This is a genomic window from Peribacillus simplex NBRC 15720 = DSM 1321, assembly GCF_002243645.1.
Classification (GTDB): Bacteria; Bacillota; Bacilli; order Bacillales; family DSM-1321; genus Peribacillus; species Peribacillus simplex.
Genome location: NZ_CP017704.1, coordinates 4,646,690 through 4,662,312 on the forward strand (window position 1 = coordinate 4,646,690; position 15,623 = coordinate 4,662,312).

Genomic DNA, 15,623 nt, shown 5'->3' on the forward strand with positions numbered 1-15,623 from the left:
AGGTGGTTATAACATGGTGAAAGATAAAGAAAGTATCGCAGTGATTGGAGCTGGGAGCTGGGGAACTGCTTTAGCGCTCGTAATCGCTGATAACCAGCATGAAGTGAGATTATGGGGACATAATCAGAAACAAATCAATGAAATAAATCAAAATCATACGAATGAAAAATACTTGCCTGGGATTGAATTGCCTTTGGGGATTAAAGGCTATTCTTCGATTAAGGAAGCATTGGTCGGGATTGAAATAATAATTTTGGCTGTGCCGACCAAAGCCTACCGGGAAGTGCTTGGTCAGATTGAAGAGGCTCATGATAAGCCATTGACAATCGTTCATGTAAGTAAGGGGATTGAACCTGATTCCTTGCTTCGTATATCTGAAATGATTGAAGAAGTCTCTTCGGCGGATTGGCTTAAAGATATAGTGGTTCTTTCAGGACCGAGTCATGCAGAAGAAGTCAGTCTACGTCACCCGACAACAGTTGCCGTTTCTTCAAAGAATATGAAAGCTGCCGAAAGGGTTCAGGACATCTTTATCAATAATAATTTCCGTGTTTATACAAATCCGGACTTGATAGGTGTTGAAATCGGAGGGGCATTAAAGAACATCATTGCTTTGGCTGCCGGCATTACGGATGGTTTAGGCTACGGGGATAATGCCAAGGCTGCATTAATGACACGAGGATTGGCTGAAATATCCCGTCTAGGGGTGGCCATGGGGGCTAACCCATTAACGTTTTCAGGTTTAGCTGGGATTGGCGACTTGATCGTCACTTGTACAAGCGTCCATTCCCGTAATTGGAGAGCTGGGAATATGCTTGGAAAAGGGCAAAAGCTTGAAGAAGTTTTGGAAAACATGGGTATGGTCGTTGAAGGTGTCAGAACCACTAAAGCTGCCTTTCAACTAGCTCAAAAGTACGAAGTGAACATGCCGATCACTGAAGCCCTGTACGATGTTTTATTCAATGGGGAAGAAGTGAAAAAGGCAGTTGACCTTTTGATGAATCGTTCAAAAACGAATGAGATGGAAGAACTTTTCAACATATTGGATAGCAGGCAGCAGGATTAACCTACAATCTGTTGATTTTTATAAAAGAATTTCATTAAATTAGGCATTTGATGATGCGCCTTGCCGTGTATCAGCATACAATGCAACGAAAGTAAACTAGTAATTTGACCTCGGCACGGGGGATTTAGTCAATTGAGCAGAAGATATCTAGATATCTTCTGCTTTTTTATGGGCAAAAAATCATCTGGTACCTTTTAACTTATGAATAATTGAATAAGTTATTCAAATTTGCATAAAGCATTCTACATATTTCCTTGTTTTTTATTAAAAATCGACTATTTTTTTTGGTATGAAAATTGCGAAGTGTAATATGACCAAAAAAATTATAAGGGAGGTGAGAAAAGTTGGTTAACTTTTCTCGCTAAAAAAGGAAGGGGAATGATACATGCAAACAGGTAAACTGAAAAGGTCTTTAAACTTATGGCATATCGTATTGCTTGGTGTTGGATATATGACGCCGATGGTCGTTTTTGATACATTCGGGATAGTTTCCGGAAAAACGGGGGGGCATGTGCCAACCGCATATGTTATTGCCCTTTTAGCGATGTTATTTACTGCAGCCAGTTATGGGAAAATGGTGAAAATTTATCCGCAGGCTGGTTCGTCCTATACTTACACACAAAAAACGATCAATCCACATTTAGGTTTCCTTGTCGGGTGGTCTTCGTTACTTGATTATTTATTTTTACCTATGGTGAACGGCATTTTAACAAAAATATACTTAACTGCTCTTTTTCCGGAAGTATACCCGTGGATATGGGTGGTGGCATTTGTCCTTTTAATGACAGTCATTAACTTATTCAATGTTAATTTTGCAGCCAACTTTAATAGCTTCCTTGTTTTTTTTCAAATGTTGGTCATCGTTATTTTTGTGGCACTTGTCGTTAAAGGAGTCATGGGTGGAGAAGGGACTGGAGAGGTCTTATCGGTTCAGCCATTCATCGGGCCTCATATGGAATTGTCGACGCTCATAACTGGTGCTACAATCCTTTGTTTTTCTTTCTTGGGGTTTGACGCAGTCACTACTTTATCGGAAGAAACACCGAATCCATCCAAAACGGTTCCCAGGGCCATCTTTTTGACTGCCCTTATCGGAGGGGTTTTATTTGTTACGGCATCATTCTTTACACAGTTATTTTTTCCGGATGTTTCCCGTTTTAGCGATCCTGAAGCAGCTTCTCCGGAAATTGCCCTTTTCGTGGGCGGGAAGTTATTTCAGTCTTTCTTTCTTGCAGGAACCTTATGCGGTACCCTTGCCTCCGGTCTTGCATCTCATGCTAGTGTTTCTAGGTTGCTATATGTCATGGGGCGTGACCAAATGATCCCGAAAAAACTATTTGGGTTTGTCCACCCCAAATACAACACGCCATTTTTTAATGTCATATTTGTCGGGTCCATATCAATGGTTGCCTTATTCCTTGATTTGGTTACGGCCGCTTCCCTCATAAACTTTGGGGCTTTAATCGCTTTTACCTTCGTGAATATTTGCGTAATCGTCCATGCAATAAGAAACAAAAGCTTCAGAACGATTAAAGGATTTCTTTCAACTATTCTGTCCCCGGTTTTAGGCGCGGCTTCGGTATTCATCCTTTGGCTTAATCTCGAGATAAATTCCTTGATTTTAGGAATTGTCTGGGCGGTAATTGGGATTGGTTATCTTCTGTATCGGACAAAATGGTTTACGGAATCCCCTCCGCTATTCCGTTTTGAAGAAGCACAGTGAATCTACTCAATTCATGAAACGAAGGAGGTTGTTATATGGCTGATGAGAAAATGAAGTGGTCGTTAATGCTCATGCCTGTTGTTCTATTCGTTTTTCGTTCTGGCGTTAGCAAGGGTTTTTAACATTTATGGGATTGCTGCATAGATGTCACATGGAATGGTTCCGGGAACCTGCGAGCTCGGTATAATGGTGATGCTTTTCACGGCATACAGTTATGGTCTGATGGCAAAGTCATTCCTTCGGCAGTTTCGGTATATGCGTATACGCATAGATCTATTAATACATATGCCGGTTTTCTTGTAGGATAGTCGATACTGATGGATTAATTATTCATTCCGATGGTCAATTACTTGTTGTTCAGCATTTTCTTTTTAGCAGCTTTTCCTTTTGTACCGGTTTATGCATGGATACTGAATTTACTGATTATTGTGACGTTTATCAGTGTCATGGGGGTGAGAATAGCTTTGAAAGCAAATGCTGTACTAACGTTCGTCGCCTTGCGTTTCATGGTCATATTCATCGTTTTATCTATCCGTGAAATTACATGAATGAACAAGTAAAAGTGACGGTAGCAGAGCTTTGAAATCATATACCCTTGGGTCCTTAAAGTGTTTTATTAACCTAGCAAACGTAATGATGGATAAAGCTGACCTATCTGTATAAAAAGCCAAGGGCGACGAGGACTAAAGACCATCCACGAATCATAACAATCAGGTTAAGCAAAGGCTAACCTGATTAGAATTTATTAGAAAAGGTGAACCGTTCTCTATAAATAAGTCTAAGGTACATATCTGGTTTTTAGGTTAAAAGGGTCCGTTAAAGGACCCTTTTGTTGTGAAACGAATAAAGGTAAATGCTGGATATGAGTAATGGTACATGTTATTTTTTATCTTGCAATTCGGAATTGTGATAAAATATAGGTTAGGTTACAAAAGGAGAGTGAAACTGTGTTATCTATTCCGGATGATAAAATTAGACCATTCATAACTATAACAATTGATCAGCCTACATTTTCAGACCAAAAAATTCATGAGATACAGGAACCTTTCTTCTTTCTTATGAAGGAAAATCAAGTGTTTGCGTATATCCGCATGGATGACCTCCCGTTAAATGAAAAAATAACGACAGTCGATCAGCTTTTACAGTATGCTTTTTCGATTGATAATGTCTGTAAATTGCATCCTAACATTTCCTTGCCGCTACTGTTTCAAATTATCGGTGAACCTATCGTACTGATAAAAACGGATGATGGCTTGCTTACCGGTTATGTAAAAAGGGAAGATGTGTTAGCTGAATTATTCAAACAGGACAGCAAACAAAATTTAGACCTGCTAAATGTTATTTTAACCTCCATTCCTATGGGGATTTTTGTGGCTGATAAAGAAAAAAATATCGTGAACTTCAATGAATCAGGCTTGAAGATGATAAAAAAACCTTCAGAACAAGTCCTTAATGAACCTGCTGCGAGCATCTTCAATAAGCAGCATATACATAGCGTGTTTGCCAGCGGGAGCAGTATTCTGAATCAGCTGGAGATTACTGATGTCATGAGTGTGCTTGTCGACTATAGCCCGATTTTGAACCATGAAAAAGAAGTCGAAGGTCTGATCATCATCGTTCAGGATTTACCGATGGTTGAGGAAATGGCCATGGAAATAGAATTGATAAAAAGCTCGAATAAAGACTTGAATGCCATTTTAGCGAATATCTATGATGAAATACTTGTAGTCAATCAAAAAGGAGAGCTGCTGCGCTATAGTGACAGCATCATCTCAGGATTCTGGGGGAAGAATTTAAAAGATTATATCGGGAAGAATCTCTTGCAATTAGAAGATGAAGGGATATTTAATCCTTCGGTCACCCGGTTAGTCCTTGAACAAAAAAAGAAAGTATCGATTGTCCAAGATACGAAAATGAATAAGAAAGTCCTTTCCGTCGGCACCCCTGTGTTCAATGAAAAAGGGGATATAGATCGAATAGTCATTGCATCAAGGGATATAACGGAAACGACACAATTGAAATCGGAATTAAATGAAATGAGGAAAGAGCTGGACTCTTTCAAAAAACAGGATCAGTTTTATAAAGAGTTGGTTTTTGCAAGTCCTAAAATGGAGCAGATAATCAGCCAAGTCAAGAAAATCGCACATTTTTCATCTACTGTATTAATCAACGGGGAGTCGGGAGTAGGTAAAGAAGTAATAGCCGAAGCCATTCATAAAATGGGCAGGCGATCCAAGCAACCTTTCCTGAAGATAAATTGCGGGGCGATTCCCGAAAACCTCCTCGAAAGTGAATTGTTTGGTTATACGAAGGGTTCCTTTACAGGAGCGGATAAAAATGGGAAGGTAGGATACTTTCAACAGGCCAATAAAGGTGTTTTATTCCTTGATGAAGTGGGTGACATGCCTATACATCTGCAAGTCAAGCTGCTGCGGGTCCTCCAGGAACAGGAAGTGATTCCGATTGGCAGCACTACACCTATTTCCATTGATGTTCAAATTGTTGCGGCCACGAATAAGAGTCTGGAAAAAATGGTCGAGAAGGGGACGTTCAGAGAAGATTTATTCTATCGATTGAATGTCATACCCATACATGTGCCCCCTTTAAGGGAAAGGCCGGAGGATATACCACCGCTAGCCTTTCATTTCCTGCAAAAACTGAATGAAAGGTATCAGCGGAATTACCACTTTTCCCCCGATGCGTTAAATATACTGGAAGTCTATACCTGGCCGGGGAACATTCGTGAGTTGCAGAACATGATTGAAAGATTGGTTGTTTCTGCAGATGAAGAGATGATCGATGCTGACTTCATTCAAAGGTTCATACCTGTGGGCAGTGACTTTAAACAAACGAAACCAATCATTACGAGAATTCTTCCACTGCAGGAAGCGCAGGATCATGTCGAAGAGCAATTGATCATGCTTGCCATGAAACAGTATAAAACTACGACCAAAGCGGCAAAAGCGCTCGGGATAAGTCAATCGTCAGTGAGTAGGAAGTATCAAAAAGTGTTAGCTGAACAGAGTAAGAAAATCGAAAAAAATGCATATTGAATAAAGGCCGTTGCCGAGTGATGAAAATCACTTGTCAACGGCTTTTATTTTTATGCAGGCATTTGGGAAGCTTTTTTGTGATTTTCCAAGGGTGATTATGCAAAGGGAAATAACGCTATGCATATTTGCATAGTTTTAGAGTGATTTATCAAAAAAAATGCGATTTTAATGGTTAATTAACTTGGCATGGTTCTTGCTTGATTAGTAAGTATAAGAAAAAAGGGAGGTAAGCATCAAAGTTTCATAAAGAAGCAATCTTAATTAACAATTAACCATCCACTAAAGTTATAAAAAAAGGAGATTATAAAATGTCAATTAACGTAGAGAGTAAAAACACTCAAGCTAACCAATCAGCAACCCAAGATTATATTAAAAAAGTGCTTCAATTAATCGAACAAAAAGAAATTTCAAAAGAAGATGCGCAGTGGGTAACAAAAGAAACGGTCGAGAATTTCCGTAACCATGTAAATCCAGGGTTTTTGGAATACCGGAAGACGGTCACTAAAGACACACAATTCGCTTCGGTGGAGTGGTCTGATCAAGATTCCTGTTTTACGGATGTAAATGGAAAAAAATATATTGATTGTTTAGGTGGCTTTGGTATTTATAATGTTGGCCATCGTAACCCTAAAGTAGTAAAGGCCGTAACCGATCAATTGCAAAGACAAGCCCTTCATAGCCAGGACTTACTTGATCCATTACGTGCAATGCTTGCCAAGATCCTTGCCGAAATCACGCCGGGAGATCTAAAATACTCGTTCTTTACGAATAGCGGTACAGAGAGCGTGGAGGCTGCACTTAAGCTTGCTAAAATGTACAGTGACCGTTACACGATTATTTCCACGACAAAATCATTTCATGGGAAAAGTCTTGGTTCACTATCGGCAACGGCAAAGGGAATGTTCAGAAAACCTTTCATTCCATTGATACCAGGTGTGCGTCATGTACCTTTCGGTGATGTGGATATGATGAGAAAAACGTTTGAAAGTTGTGCGTTGGTCGGTGAAGATGTTGCTGCTGTGCTGTTGGAGCCTATCCAGGGCGAAGGTGGGGTCATCCTTCCTCCGCAAGGTTATTTAAAGCAGGTTCGGGCATTATGTGATGAATATGATGCGTTATTGATCTTGGATGAAGTGCAAACAGGAATGGGCCGTACAGGTAAAATGTTCGCTTCTGAGCTATATGATGTTGTTCCGGACATTATTTGTTTAGCGAAAGCATTTGGCGGCGGAGTAATGCCTGCAGGGGCTGTCGTAGCCAATGAGAAAGTGTTTAAAAGCTGGTTCGACAATCCATTCATGCACACTACCACATTCGGAGGAAATCCACTAGCTTGTGCTGCGGCCATTGCTACGATCGACGTACTTTTGGAAGAAAACTTACCGCAGCGTGCTGCAGAAGTTGGTGAATACTTCTTAATTGGGTTAAGGGAAGTGGCTGATGAGCACAAAGATAAGGTTTTGGAGATTCGCGGCCAAGGTTTGATGATTGGTATTGAGTTCCATAAAGACGAAGTGGGTTATGAATTCTCAAAAGCCCTCTTTGATAAAGGCATCTTGGTAGCAGGTACGCTTATAAATTCCAAAACAATCAGGATTGAGCCGTCTTTGACTATTCAGTTAGATGAAGTCGATACAGTCATTAAAGCGTTCAAAGAGGTCTTGCCGACGCTTCAATCTTAATTTAAGTAAGCAGAAAACAGCCTTTGGGCGTTTTCTGACTTTAGACAAAAAGGTTTCGGAATGGTCTCATTCCGAAACCTTTTTGATTTTTTATTGGATTTGAAACAGTTATAGAGAATAGTGACCTCCCCAAGGCCATTATTTAGGCCATTCCTAGACTTCGCCAAGTCCAGTTGGTCATCTTCTTTACATTAATGGCAGCCTCAATTTTATGAACCAAATGGTTCGTTGCACCAGTTGGTCTAAAGTAATCATTTCAAGCTGATCTTGCTGAATAGAATCATGTTTAGAGAGTATCCTCATCACCTCAAGTTTTCACCTTCTATTTTAAAAAGACTGTAGGTAAAAGGAGTTCTAACTTAATGTTAAAACAAAGTTGATTGGAACGGAAGGTACGAGACTCCTGCGGAAAGCGAGTGTCCTACGTTCCTTTCAACGGTCAAATTTTAAACACCTTAAAAAACTAGGCAAACTCAATTATTATCGAGTTTGTCTATAAGTTGAAACAGCCTTTAGGCTGTTTTTTTATTGATTGGAGGGAGGAGGTATGGAAATTACTATACATATTTCTTGTTATATACCTGTACCTCAAAAATTTTTTTCGCGAAAATAAGTCATGAAAACGGGAATTACACAGATTGGACAAGGATTTAATTCCTTTAACGTAATTTGGTATGTTATAATAATTTCTGGAAAAAGGAGTGATGAAGATATGACACCTGCTCTGCAAAAAATGTGGATATCCTTTATAGCTATGGGCTTTATGGTTATCTCCATATTTCTAATCTACTTAAGTCGCTATAAATTAAAAGGTTTTTGGAGAGTCTTGACAGCAATTATCGCATACATACTTATGATTCTAGCCGGCTTGATCATCCTTATCGTTGTTCTTAGCGGGCCAACCACTTGATAGGTGAGGAGAAATGATGAGAAATTTTTTCAAAATATTATGTTTATTATGCATCTCTGTATCATTATCTGGCTGCTTATATCCGGAGAAGCAAAAAATGCAAAACCAACTGCCTTATAAAGAGCAAATACAATCCGTCCAAAGTGCAGTGGACCAATTTCAGAAAGATGAAGGCGGCATACTGCCCATCGTTACAAAAGATGCAGTTACACCGATTTATCAAAAATATGTCATAAAATTTTCTAAGATTTCACCGAGGTATATGGCTGAACCACCGGACAATGCCTTTGAATCAGGAGGTGTCTTTCAATACATCCTCGTTAATGTTGAAAAGGATCCGACTGTAAAGCTGTTGGATGTCAGGATGGCGCAGAAGATTCAGGATGTTTCCTTGAGATTGACTGCTTATCAGCAAAGCAACGGATACCCGCCATTTAAGGAAAGGTTATCCGATAATGTCTTCACGCTTGATTATGAGAAAATGGGCCTGAAGGAAGCTCCGACGGTCACGAGCCCATTTTCACAAAAAGACTTATATCTTGTAGTCGATGGTCAAGGCAGCATTTTTGTTGATTATACCCCGGACTTACTTGAGGCATTGAAGAAGCATGAGGGGGAAATAAAGCCAGGTGATGATATCCGGGAACTGCTGGTTCAGAGTTCGGAGTTCGTCCCTGCCTATTCATTACCATATACAATTGATGAAAAAACAAATAATCCAATATTTCTTACAAAATAGGCATAACCCTTCTTCTGCAAAATATATTGTAGGGGAAGGGTTATTTCTTTTATCTTTATTTCATCTTACTTTTAAAATAACAACCCTTATATAAAATTTCTGGTGGAGGAAGGGATAGAACCAGGGAAATAATTGGAATAAATTTTTAGGACAACATCATAGATATATAATGTCCTAAATAAATGCAAATGGATAAACGAAATCCCAAAACTCTAATTCGGGAGGGGATACCTTGGAAAAGGTAGATATTTTTAAAGATATAGCTGAACGGACCGGTGGCGATATATATTTGGGGGTGGTCGGTGCCGTCAGGACTGGAAAATCCACATTTATTAAAAAATTCATGGAGCTAGTCGTCATTCCGAATATTCCTTCAGAGGCGGACCGTGCCAGAGCACAGGATGAATTGCCTCAAAGTGCAGCTGGAAAGACGATCATGACAACGGAACCCAAATTCGTACCGAACCAAGCAGCATCGATTCAAGTAGCTGAAGGTCTCGACGTGAACATCCGGTTAGTCGATTGTGTCGGTTATACAATACCTGGGGCTAAAGGGTATGAAGATGAAAATGGTCCCCGCATGATTCACACGCCTTGGTATGAAGAGCCGATTCCGTTCAATGAAGCGGCTGAGATCGGTACTCGCAAAGTAATTCAGGATCACTCCACATTAGGCGTAGTCGTTACGACGGATGGATCAATAGGAGAAATTCCGCGAAGTGATTATTTAGAGGCCGAGGAAAGGGTTGTAGAAGAATTGAAGGAGGTTGGCAAGCCATTTATCATGATTGTCAATTCCGTTCAGCCTCACCACCCGAATACGGTAGCACTAAGGGAATCCCTGCAGGAAAAGTATGATATCCCAGTATTGGCCATGAGTGTCGAAGGAATGCGGGAATCGGATGTTTACAGCGTACTGCGCGAGGCCCTGTACGAATTTCCTGTTCTCGAGGTCAATGTTAATCTCCCGAGCTGGGTAATGGTTCTTCGCGAGGATCATTGGTTAAGGGAAAGTTACCAGGAAGCGGTTAAAGAGACCGTTAAGGATATTAAACGCCTGAGGGATGTTGATCGTGTAGTGGGTCATTTCAATGAATTCGAATTCATTGACCGTGCCGCGCTTGCAGGCATTGAGATGGGGCAGGGTGTTGCAGAAATCGACCTATACGCCCCTGATGAACTCTATGATGATATTCTGAAGGAAATTGTCGGCGTAGAGATTCGGGGCAAGGATCATCTGTTATCTTTGATGCAGGACTTTGCGTATGCGAAAGCAGAATATGATCAGGTGGCCGATGCATTGAGAATGGTCAAACAAACTGGATATGGTGTCGCAGCCCCATCCCTTAACGATATGAGTCTTGATGAACCGGAAATCATCCGTCAGGGAGCCAGGTTCGGTGTCAGGCTAAAAGCCGTAGCTCCTTCCATCCATATGATCAAGGTCGATGTCGAATCCGAATTCTCGCCAATCATCGGTACGGAAAAGCAAAGTGAGGAATTAGTCCGGTATCTGATGCAGGATTTCGAAGACAATCCACTTTCCATTTGGAACTCCGATATTTTTGGCAGAAGCCTAAGTTCCTACGTAAGGGAAGGCATACAGGTGAAATTAGCGATGATGCCAGACAATGCGCGCTATAAATTGAAAGAAACACTGGAGAGGATTATTAATGAGGGCAGTGGGGGATTGATTGCCATCATCTTATAAAAACGTTTAAAAGCTGGACCAACTCCATTTATGGATTGGTCTTTTTGCATGCAACTGACATCAGGTTCGCAAGAAAAATATCATTTATGAACGCTAATATTTGAAATAATCTGCTGTTTTTTAGTATAATCTTGAAAAAACCCTGTGGTTAAGCGATTTTCAGCAATATAATAAGTTTAATTTCTATAAAAAAGGGAAATGATGAATAGCGAAAGACAAAATTTATAATATATACAATTATTAATGAAAAGATTCCCATTATTTTTTGAATTCCCTTGCTAAGCTAATAGGATTTGTGATAATCTACATACAGAAAACGCGTTATATCAGCGATTTCAACCTATTTTTAAATTTCTAGATGAATTATTTGGAAATTAATTCGGCTTGGTAATTCTTGATTGCCAGGAAATGAAAATTTTTGGACCGAAGCTAATATCAAATCACTATTATAGTGTTGTAATAATGATTTTTTATAAAGATTCCTTTTGGGAGGAGGTGAATGGCATGAACAAAACAGAATTGATTAATGAAGTTGTTACAGCAACTGAAATTTCTAAGAAAGACGCTACAAAAGCTGTTGATGCTGTTTTTGATACAATCTTAGAAGCTCTAAAAAACGGTGATAAAGTACAATTGATTGGTTTTGGTAACTTTGAAGTTCGTGAACGTGCGGCACGTAAAGGCCGTAACCCACAAACTGGTGACGAAATCGAAATTGCAGCTAGCAAAGTGCCAGCTTTCAAACCCGGTAAAGCGCTGAAAGATGCAGTGAAGTAATTCTACCATTACATACGGGTGCTTAACCGAAAAGGGCCGCGTGAAAACGCGGCCCTTTTTTTGCTTCTTAATTTCTATCTGTGATAATATAAAAGACAGTGAATATTTTAGAAACGCTGCAGATGGTAAATCCGTCACAAAGAAATACCCATCCGAAAACCGATTCCGACGAAACTTTCTTTCAAGGGCGTCATGTATGGGGGAATGGGTCTTCTTTAATAATTGCAATTAAGTATATCCGAGTGCAACGCCTTGGATTTTTTATCTGAATACATAATATTATTGATTTTTAGGAGGTACAAAAAATGGCTAATGTTGATCATGCCAAATTAGAAGAAGCGGTTAAAATGCTTCTTGAGGCTGTAGGGGAAGACCCAACGAGGGAAGGACTGCTGGATACTCCTGGCCGTGTAGCCAGAATGTATGAAGAAATTTTTTCCGGACTTAATCAGGATCCAAAGGAATATTTCGATACTGTTTTTGGAGAGGACCATGAAGAACTCGTACTTGTAAAGGATATTCCGTTTTACTCAGTATGTGAACATCATTTAGTCCCTTTTTACGGGAAAGCCCATGTAGCATATATTCCGAAAAACGGAAAAGTGACTGGCTTAAGTAAATTGGCACGGGCGGTTGAGGCTGTTTCGAAGCGTCCGCAACTTCAAGAGCGCATCACTTCTACAGTTGCTGACTCAATAATGGAAAAGCTCGAGCCTCACGGTGTAATGGTTGTAGTAGAGGCTGAACATATGTGCATGACCATGCGGGGTGTAAAAAAACCTGGATCTAAAACAGTGACTTCAGCTGTAAGGGGAACGTTTGCGAAGGATCACCGTACTAGAGCTGAAGTGCTGGCATTCATTAAAGACTAAGGACATGGGGGCAGGAAAAAATGAATGAAAAAAAGATTCAGAATGATTTTGTCGTAATCAAAGCCATTGAGGATAGTGTGAATGTCATCGGGTTGACAAGGGGAACGGACACCAAGTTTCATCACTCCGAAAAACTTGACTCAGGTGAGGTGATGATCGCACAATTCACGGAGCATACCTCGGCAATTAAAATCAGGGGCCATGCAAAAGTCTATACTCCATTCGGAGAGATAGAAAGTGATTCCAAAAAGAATTCACCTGACAAATGATAGCTTCTCAATGCATGGTTAATTAGTAAATCAATCATCTGATATCGCGTTTAACAAGCTGCAAATTTCCCGCATCCATTTTTTGAAGAGCAAAAGACGATGGTTTCCTTATTTTTGGAAGTTTCATTTTATAAACGTTGACCATTTCATCTGATTGTTTTTATGGTATAATAATGTGTATTTTACACAGACAGAAACCAATATGTATGAAAAAAATTATCTTTCGGGGATGCAAGGGTGATCTCAATTGTTAAACATAACGGACGACATAAGGCAATTAAAACGATTAATAGAAACGAAAGCTCAACATCCATATTTATTGAAGCATATACAAAAGCCAAGCTTGGACGAAGATAAACTGATATTGCTTTGGGGATTGTTTAACGATTTGGACGTTACAAGCGAAAAACGGAATCAATACATCATTTCAACCATGTTAGTGCAAGTAGCTCTGGATACCCATGAAATCGTCTCGAATTCAGGTGAAGGAATCGAGTTGCCCGAGGTATTGAAAAATCGTCAATTACAAGTGCTTGCCGGTGATTACTATAGTGGCTTATATTATCAAGGGCTTGCCAGTGTAGGTAATGTTGATATGATCCGTATACTTTCAAGCGCGATAAAAAAAATAAATGATAATAAAATCATTCTTTACCAACAAGGGTTCATTAATGATGTACCAACGCTTTTAATGACGATAAAAGCAATCGAGGCTTCGCTGATTCATAAACTTGCGGATTACTATAATGAGCCTGCCTGGATAGAAATATCGGAAAATCTGCTGCTTTTAAAACGGTTGCATGCCGAGAAGAGCAGTTATATGAAGTCGGGGCAATCGATAGTTTTTGATGTCCTAAGGGAAATGCCTTTTGATGACTTGATTAGTGGGGAAGTCCCCATTTCGGAAAAAGAAGAGCAGGTACGCACCCAATTCGACAAGTGCCTTAGGGATGCCAGGCAATCCGTAGAGCGCTCAATGCGGAAGTTGGCAAAGTTGGATGATGAACTTCTGGAAAGAGTGAAGGCCATCTTGGAACAAACAGAGAGTATAGCAAATTCATATGTGAAAGAAGGGTGAATCATGGAGCAGTCTAAAGAGCAAAAAGTTCATCATGTCTTTGAAAAGATCTATGGAAATTATGACAAGATGAATTCCCTCATCAGCTTTAAACAGCATCTTAAATGGCGGAAGGCTACAATGGCCATCATGAATGTCCCAAAAGGCGCCCATGCACTGGATGTATGCTGTGGAACAGCGGACTGGACCATTGCCCTTGCTAATGAAGTAGGACCAGAAGGAAAGGTTGTTGGTCTGGATTTTAGTAAGAACATGCTGAAAATCGGCGAACAAAAGGTGACTGAACTCAATCTAGATCAAGTGTCCCTAATGCATGGGAATGCAATGGAGCTTCCTTTTGAGGATAATAGTTTTGACTATGTCACGATCGGTTTCGGGCTGCGGAATGTCCCCGATTACATGAAAGTGCTTAAAGAGTTAAACCGGGTAGCCAAGCCGGGTGGAATGGTCGTTTGCCTGGATACTTCACAGCCAACGATGCTTGGCTTTAAACAGGGCTATTATTTTTATTTCCGTTTCATCATGCCCATGTTCGGCAAATTATTCGCAAAAAGCTATAGCGAATACTCATGGCTGCAGGAATCAGCTCGAGATTTCCCTGGCATGAAAAAGCTTGAAAACATGTTCAAGCAGGCAGGAATGGAAAATGTAAGTTACAAGGCCCATTTCGGTGGTGTAGCAGCAACACATTTCGGGTACAAGCCTTCAAAATAAGCATAATAGCAATGGACAAAGCTGGGTGGAATGTATGAAATTTAAAATGATGTATTCATTTTTGAATGCAGATTTGCAATTAATAGAAAAAGAACTGGAAGCCGCAATTGAAGCGGATTCCACGGTTTTAAGGGAAGCTTCCCTGCATTTACTGCAATCCGGTGGAAAACGGATCCGTCCGGTATTCGTCCTATTGGGCGCGAAGTTTGGCAACTATGATATTCATGTCGTAAAGCATGTCGCAGCGACTTTGGAACTGATCCATACGGCTTCCCTTGTACATGATGATGTTGTGGATGATGCGGATTTACGCAGGGGATCTGCTACCATTAAGTCAAAATGGGATAATCGTGTCGCCATGTACACAGGCGACTTCATTTTTGCTCGTGCACTGGAAATGATGGCGGTTATCGAGTCTCCGCTTGCGCATCAAATTCTCGCTGATACCATGGTTGAACTATGTCTTGGGGAAATTGAACAAATAAAAGATAAGTACAATTTCGAACAGAATTGGCGGATATATTTTAGAAGGATCAAACGGAAAACGGCTTTGCTCATTGCATCCAGCTGCCAGTTGGGAGCCATTTCAGCAGGTGTTGAAGAGAGGATTCACCAAAAGCTATTTAAATTCGGATATTATGTCGGTATGTCCTATCAAATCACCGATGATATATTGGACTTTACGGCTTCGGAAGAAGAGCTTGGGAAACCAGCCGGTAGTGATTTGATTCAAGGTAATATCACTTTACCCGTTTTGATTGCTATGGAAGATCCAAAGTTAAAAAAGCTTATCGAAACAGTTCGGGAAGATACGCCAAAAGACGAAATGTCCCATATAATCAATGCGATAAAAACTTCCGGTGCCATTGAACAAGCAGCGAGGATCAGTGATATGTATTTAGAAAAGGCTTTTACTGAGTTGAAAGGTCTTCCTGCCATTAAAGCTAGAAAAACTTTATCGGATATCGCGAAAAATATCGGAAAAAGAAAGTTTTGATAATGGGAGTTGCGAAACTCATCAAACAATGG

The 15,623-nt window shown here is 40.2% G+C and carries 14 protein-coding genes; all 14 read left to right on the plus strand.

The window, feature by feature from the left end; genetic code table 11:
• Positions 1 to 13: 13 nt before the first annotated feature.
• A complete protein-coding gene (locus BS1321_RS22495) occupies positions 14 to 1,066 on the plus strand; it encodes an NAD(P)H-dependent glycerol-3-phosphate dehydrogenase (protein WP_063233203.1) in 1,053 nt (350 codons plus the stop codon).
• A 385-nt stretch (positions 1,067 to 1,451) separates the two neighbouring features.
• On the plus strand, positions 1,452 to 2,789 hold the full coding sequence (locus BS1321_RS22500; protein WP_063233204.1) for an APC family permease: 1,338 nt from the start codon (positions 1,452 to 1,454) through the stop codon (positions 2,787 to 2,789).
• Between the two features lie 338 nt (positions 2,790 to 3,127).
• Positions 3,128 to 3,337, plus strand: a complete 210-nt coding sequence (locus BS1321_RS22505) for a hypothetical protein (RefSeq protein ID WP_063233205.1) — start codon at positions 3,128 to 3,130, stop codon at positions 3,335 to 3,337.
• A 399-nt stretch (positions 3,338 to 3,736) separates the two neighbouring features.
• Complete coding sequence (locus BS1321_RS22510) at positions 3,737 to 5,842, plus strand: sigma 54-interacting transcriptional regulator (protein ID WP_063233206.1); 2,106 nt, start codon at positions 3,737 to 3,739, stop codon at positions 5,840 to 5,842.
• 308 nt (positions 5,843 to 6,150) lie between these two features.
• A complete protein-coding gene (locus BS1321_RS22515; RefSeq protein WP_063233207.1) occupies positions 6,151 to 7,524 on the plus strand; it encodes a putrescine aminotransferase in 1,374 nt (457 codons plus the stop codon).
• Positions 7,525 to 8,236: 712 nt separating this feature from the next.
• On the plus strand, positions 8,237 to 8,434 hold the full coding sequence (locus tag BS1321_RS22520) for a DUF2768 domain-containing protein (protein ID WP_048681698.1): 198 nt from the start codon (positions 8,237 to 8,239) through the stop codon (positions 8,432 to 8,434).
• Between the two features lie 13 nt (positions 8,435 to 8,447).
• Positions 8,448 to 9,173 carry a hypothetical protein gene (locus tag BS1321_RS22525; protein WP_375781422.1) on the plus strand — a complete coding sequence of 242 codons (726 nt, stop codon included), beginning with the start codon at positions 8,448 to 8,450 and terminating at the stop codon, positions 9,171 to 9,173.
• A 232-nt stretch (positions 9,174 to 9,405) separates the two neighbouring features.
• Positions 9,406 to 10,884 carry a stage IV sporulation protein A gene (spoIVA, locus tag BS1321_RS22530; RefSeq protein ID WP_034308024.1) on the plus strand — a complete coding sequence of 493 codons (1,479 nt, stop codon included), beginning with the start codon at positions 9,406 to 9,408 and terminating at the stop codon, positions 10,882 to 10,884.
• A gap of 504 nt (positions 10,885 to 11,388) precedes the next feature.
• Positions 11,389 to 11,661 carry an HU family DNA-binding protein gene (locus tag BS1321_RS22535; protein ID WP_034308023.1) on the plus strand — a complete coding sequence of 91 codons (273 nt, stop codon included), beginning with the start codon at positions 11,389 to 11,391 and terminating at the stop codon, positions 11,659 to 11,661.
• A gap of 305 nt (positions 11,662 to 11,966) precedes the next feature.
• The gene (folE, locus tag BS1321_RS22540; RefSeq protein ID WP_063233209.1) at positions 11,967 to 12,533 is read left to right on the plus strand and encodes a GTP cyclohydrolase I FolE; all 567 of its coding nucleotides are present in this window, start codon (positions 11,967 to 11,969) and stop codon (positions 12,531 to 12,533) included.
• 20 nt (positions 12,534 to 12,553) lie between these two features.
• Positions 12,554 to 12,802, plus strand: a complete 249-nt coding sequence (mtrB, locus tag BS1321_RS22545) for a trp RNA-binding attenuation protein MtrB (RefSeq protein WP_063233210.1) — start codon at positions 12,554 to 12,556, stop codon at positions 12,800 to 12,802.
• A 247-nt stretch (positions 12,803 to 13,049) separates the two neighbouring features.
• On the plus strand, positions 13,050 to 13,880 hold the full coding sequence (locus BS1321_RS22550) for a heptaprenyl diphosphate synthase component 1 (RefSeq protein ID WP_063233211.1): 831 nt from the start codon (positions 13,050 to 13,052) through the stop codon (positions 13,878 to 13,880).
• A gap of 3 nt (positions 13,881 to 13,883) precedes the next feature.
• Positions 13,884 to 14,594, plus strand: coding sequence for a demethylmenaquinone methyltransferase (locus tag BS1321_RS22555; RefSeq protein WP_063233212.1), 711 nt, complete (start codon positions 13,884 to 13,886; stop codon positions 14,592 to 14,594).
• Between the two features lie 34 nt (positions 14,595 to 14,628).
• Positions 14,629 to 15,591, plus strand: a complete 963-nt coding sequence (gene hepT, locus BS1321_RS22560; protein WP_063233213.1) for a heptaprenyl diphosphate synthase component II — start codon at positions 14,629 to 14,631, stop codon at positions 15,589 to 15,591.
• The last annotated feature ends 32 nt before the right edge of the window (positions 15,592 to 15,623 follow it).

What these genes read in the sequence shown, in the direction of transcription:
- BS1321_RS22495 (WP_063233203.1), top strand. Translation starts at nt 14, where the DNA reads ATGGTGAAAGATAAAGAAAGTATCGCAGTGATTGGAGCTGGGAGCTGG.
- BS1321_RS22500 (WP_063233204.1), top strand. Translation starts at nt 1,452, where the DNA reads ATGCAAACAGGTAAACTGAAAAGGTCTTTAAACTTATGGCATATCGTA.
- BS1321_RS22505 (WP_063233205.1), top strand. Translation starts at nt 3,128, where the DNA reads ATGGTCAATTACTTGTTGTTCAGCATTTTCTTTTTAGCAGCTTTTCCT.
- BS1321_RS22515 (WP_063233207.1), top strand. Translation starts at nt 6,151, where the DNA reads ATGTCAATTAACGTAGAGAGTAAAAACACTCAAGCTAACCAATCAGCA.
- BS1321_RS22520 (WP_048681698.1), top strand. Translation starts at nt 8,237, where the DNA reads ATGACACCTGCTCTGCAAAAAATGTGGATATCCTTTATAGCTATGGGC.
- BS1321_RS22525 (WP_375781422.1), top strand. Translation starts at nt 8,448, where the DNA reads ATGATGAGAAATTTTTTCAAAATATTATGTTTATTATGCATCTCTGTA.
- BS1321_RS22535 (WP_034308023.1), top strand. Translation starts at nt 11,389, where the DNA reads ATGAACAAAACAGAATTGATTAATGAAGTTGTTACAGCAACTGAAATT.
- folE (WP_063233209.1), top strand. Translation starts at nt 11,967, where the DNA reads ATGGCTAATGTTGATCATGCCAAATTAGAAGAAGCGGTTAAAATGCTT.
- mtrB (WP_063233210.1), top strand. Translation starts at nt 12,554, where the DNA reads ATGAATGAAAAAAAGATTCAGAATGATTTTGTCGTAATCAAAGCCATT.
- BS1321_RS22555 (WP_063233212.1), top strand. Translation starts at nt 13,884, where the DNA reads ATGGAGCAGTCTAAAGAGCAAAAAGTTCATCATGTCTTTGAAAAGATC.
- hepT (WP_063233213.1), top strand. Translation starts at nt 14,629, where the DNA reads ATGAAATTTAAAATGATGTATTCATTTTTGAATGCAGATTTGCAATTA.